The organism is uncultured Streptococcus sp. (genome assembly GCF_963516575.1).
GTDB lineage: Bacteria > Bacillota > Bacilli > Lactobacillales > Streptococcaceae > Streptococcus.
This window is the reverse complement of the sequence record NZ_CAUQCP010000081.1, coordinates 1-3,960: the sequence shown is the minus strand read 5'-3', so window position 1 is coordinate 3,960 and position 3,960 is coordinate 1. Positions and strand designations below refer to the sequence as shown.

The window sequence follows — 3,960 nt, the reverse complement described above, 5'->3', positions numbered from 1 at the left end:
TATCAGACTAACTTCCACTTCTACTAGCGGTGGAACTTAGTTTGGGAATTTAGCGAAATGTTTTTAGATTAAGATTTTACAATTTTATTCTATAAGTTCAATTATTTTTTGATTTTATTAAGGTAGTAGCTCTTTCTTCATACGCTCATTATCATCACTCTTTATAAATACAACATTTCGTTTTCCTGTTAACTCTACCAATTTTTCTTTACCAAGAATGATTGCAAGATTCTTAATAATCGAACGTTTAGCTGGTTCATCAACATAAGTGAAAATAAATCGATAAGTATATTTTCCATTCTCTGCTAATGAAAAGCATTTTTGAAATATTTCCTTATCCAGAGGGTCAACAGAGTGACCAAAAACAATGATATTCTTAGATGCATTGTAAGGTACATCAATTTCATTTTCTTTAAATTCTATATTGGGCTCGAAAAACGTTTCATAATCATTCCCAGTCTCCTTAACAACTCGTTGATAGTATTTCTGATAAGGAATCAAATCAATATTAACATTGTTTTCTTTATCCTCAATTCCAAAGACCATAGTATTGATGCGACTGAAAGTTCTCTCTAAATCAATTCGCCCATGTATGAAATGAGTTTTCTCCTCAGAAGTCCGAAATAAATATCCTGATGTATTAGTATAATTAAAATTTAGAACTGAAGAATTTGATAAATCTGATATTGCATCTAGAGCTGTTGGCTTGGATTTAATGTTCCTAACTTCAAAATCAAGAAAGTCTCTATAAGATAAATATATTTCTAATAATTCAATCAATAGATCAAGTTGCCTGATAAATTCGTTATTTAATTCATCCAATGCAACTTCTCTTTCTAAAAAACCCCAGCCTTTTTCATAGAATATGGAGAGAAAAGTATCTGCAATATATAATTTTGACCTATAATTTTTTTCTTGTAATAATTTCTTTTCCAGTAGCCCAGTTTGTCCTGTAGTAGCAACTTTGAATATTAAATCATTATTTTCTTTAAAATACATTATCGCATCTGCAAGTTGAGAAATCATGATTTCAAGGTTAGACCAATTTTCTCCAAGTCCATCCTTGTTTTCATTAATAAATTTCAAATACAAATTATATCTGTATTTCTCAATCCTAATATTTTTAACTTTTAGAAACTCAAGCAACTTCTCATCTGGATTAGAAAATAATTGTTTTTCAAAGTCAATAAAATCGGTATATTTCGTCTTTCGCCCCATAGCAATATCAAAACCATTACCTAGAATTAGAATAGTATCTGCCATGAATTATTCTCCTCTACATTATGTATAATTACTAAAATTATACCACGAATCAACCAAAAAACGAGTCTGGGACAAAAGTCTAACCATAAATATAAAAAGCGAACAAAATAAGTTATCTGACACTCAGAATTCTGTCTTGTTCGCTTTTTTTCCAATCTATCGATTTTAAAAATTTATAATAAAGAATTCCTAAAATCAAAATCTTTTTGTCCCAGCCTCGTTTAGTTTTATCCAACTACTTCTTCTGCTTTAACTTTTTTCTCATTCTTGTTCGAACCAGTCAATCGACGCTTACTATCAAAGACTCATTCCCCCTTTCTCCTCCAAAATATGGTATAGTAGAGTTATACTATCCATGAGGAGTTTACATGTCACAGGATAAACAAATGAAAGCTGTATCTCCCCTTCTACAGCAGATCATCAATATTTCATCGATTGCTGGGGGAATTGGGAGTTTGATTTTCTGTATTTGGGCTTATCAGGCTGGGATTTTACAGTCTAAGGAAACCCTCTCTGCCTTTATCCAGCAGGCAGGTATCTGGGGGCCACCTCTCTTTATCTTTTTACAGATTTTACAGACTGTCGTCCCTATCATCCCAGGGGCCTTAACCTCGGTGGCAGGGGTCTTTATCTACGGTCACATCATCGGGACTATCTACAACTATATCGGCATCGTGATTGGCTGTGCCATTATCTTTTATCTGGTGCGCCTATACGGGGCTGCTTTTGTCCAGTCTGTCGTCAGCAAGCGCACCTATGACAAGTATATCGGCTGGCTAGATAAGGGAAATCGTTTTGACCGTTTCTTTATCTTTATGATGATTTGGCCGATTAGCCCAGCTGACTTTCTCTGTATGCTGGCTGCCCTGACCAAGATGAGTTTCAAGCGCTATATGATCATCATCGTTCTGACCAAGCCCTTTACTCTCGTGGTTTATACCTACGGTCTGACCTATATTATCGACTTCTTCTGGCAAATGCTTTGACACGTAAAAAATCCGTTTAGTTTCCCAAGCGGATTTTTAGAGCGTAGATTGATTATAGCTTGATACTAAATATACTTTGGTATGGAAATCATTCCTATTTTTCGATAGTGAGATGAGGACTTACCTAGCCTTTCCGCCGTGATAGAAACACCTGAAATCTAATGGTTTCAGGTGTTCGGAAACTTTGAGACATTAGGCTCAAAGTTTAGGTATGGAATTTCGAAGAAAGTCGCTACCGTCCCTAATCACTTAAGGAAAGGATTAAAAATATTGTTTTCAACCACAAAATCCGTTTGGTTTCCCAAGCGGATTTTGTGCTTTATTTTGAAACTTCTTTTGCAAGGACAAAGTTCCCAAGTGTGGCAGAACCATTTCCTGCTACTGCTGGAGTCACGATATAGTCACGCACATCTGGCACTGGTAGGTAACCATTGAGAAGAGATGTAAATTTCTCACGGACACGGTCCAGCATGTGTTGTTGAGCCATGACCCCACCACCAAAGACGATGACATCTGGTCGGAAAGTCACTGTCGCATTAACTGCAGCTTGAGCGATATAGTAGGCTTGAACATCCCAAACAGGGTTGTTCAGTTCAATGTTTTCCCCACGAACACCTGTACGAGCTTCCAAACTTGGACCAGCTGCATAGCCTTCCAGACATCCCTTATGGAAAGGACAAACACCCTTAAACTCTTTTTCAATATCCATTGGATGTTTAGCCACATAGTAATGGCCCATCTCAGGGTGACCCACACCACCGATAAACTCTCCACGTTGGATGACACCTGCACCAATACCTGTACCGATTGTGTAGTAAACCAAGTTTTCGATACGACCACCAGCATTATTACGGGCAACCACTTCACCATAAGCAGAGCTGTTTACGTCTGTAGTGAAGTACATTGGTACGTTGAGGGCGCGACGAAGGGCACCAAGTAAGTCCACATTTGCCCAGTTTGGTTTTGGAGTCGTTGTGATAAAGCCATAGGTTTTTGAGTTTTTATCAATATCAATCGGACCAAATGAACCAACTGCAAGACCAGCAAGGTTGTCGAATTTTGAGAAGAACTCAATGGTTTTATCGATTGTTTCGATTGGAGTTGTCGTTGGAAATTGTGTTTTTTCTACAACGTTAAAGTTTTCATCACCGACAGCACAGACAAACTTTGTACCGCCCGCTTCCAAGCTTCCATATAATTTTGTCATGATAAACCTCTTGTTTTTATTTTCTTTATTATAGCATATTTCGAAAGTCTAAATTTCTCTATTTTTTAGATTTTCCTCTGTAAATCTTACCATTCAAGCAAAAACGAACAAACATGTCATTTGTTCGTTTTCATTTAGCTAGAAAAGACTAAGCTTTCACTTCGATAAGAGCATCCCCCTTCACAACTGAACCTGTTGCGACTGGAGCTACTGAAGCGTAGTCAGCTGTGTTTGTAACGATAACCATTGTTGTATCGTCAAGTCCAGCTGCAGCGATTTTGTTTGAGTCAAAAGTTCCAAGAACATCGCCAGCTTTTACCTTGTCACCTTGAGCAACTTTTGCTTCAAAACCTTCACCGTTCATTGTTACAGTGTCAATACCAACGTGGATCAAGACTTCAGCACCATCAGTTGTTTTCAAACCAAAAGCATGTCCTGTTGGAAAAGCGATTGAAACTTCAGCATCAGCTGGTGCATATACCACACCTTGACTTGGTTTCACAG

4 protein-coding genes are annotated in these 3,960 nt (G+C 37.3%); 1 reads left to right on the top strand and 3 read right to left on the bottom strand.

Going from position 1 to position 3,960, the window contains the following annotated elements; genetic code table 11:
- Positions 1-117: 117 nt before the first annotated feature.
- A complete protein-coding gene (locus RWM06_RS09520; protein WP_313970938.1) occupies positions 118-1,263 on the bottom strand; it encodes an AbiH family protein in 1,146 nt (381 codons plus the stop codon).
- A gap of 368 nt (positions 1,264-1,631) precedes the next feature.
- Here RWM06_RS09520 and RWM06_RS09515 point away from each other — a divergent pair, with 368 nt between their 5' ends.
- Positions 1,632-2,249, top strand: a complete 618-nt coding sequence (locus RWM06_RS09515; RefSeq protein ID WP_313970937.1) for a TVP38/TMEM64 family protein — start codon at positions 1,632-1,634, stop codon at positions 2,247-2,249.
- A 319-nt stretch (positions 2,250-2,568) separates the two neighbouring features.
- Here the strand turns inward: RWM06_RS09515 and scrK are convergent, their stop codons facing one another.
- A complete protein-coding gene (gene scrK / locus RWM06_RS09510) occupies positions 2,569-3,456 on the bottom strand; it encodes a fructokinase ScrK (RefSeq protein WP_313970936.1) in 888 nt (295 codons plus the stop codon).
- 148 nt (positions 3,457-3,604) lie between these two features.
- Positions 3,605-3,960, bottom strand: a 356-nt coding sequence (locus tag RWM06_RS09505; protein WP_313970935.1) for a glucose PTS transporter subunit IIA, incomplete at its 5' end; no start/stop codon positions are given.

Excerpts from the sequence above, each read along its gene's own strand:
- RWM06_RS09515 (WP_313970937.1), top strand. The coding sequence starts at position 1,632 with ATGTCACAGGATAAACAAATGAAAGCTGTATCTCCCCTTCTACAGCAG.
- RWM06_RS09520 (WP_313970938.1), bottom strand. The coding sequence starts at position 1,263 with ATGGCAGATACTATTCTAATTCTAGGTAATGGTTTTGATATTGCTATG.
- scrK (WP_313970936.1), bottom strand. The coding sequence starts at position 3,456 with ATGACAAAATTATATGGAAGCTTGGAAGCGGGCGGTACAAAGTTTGTC.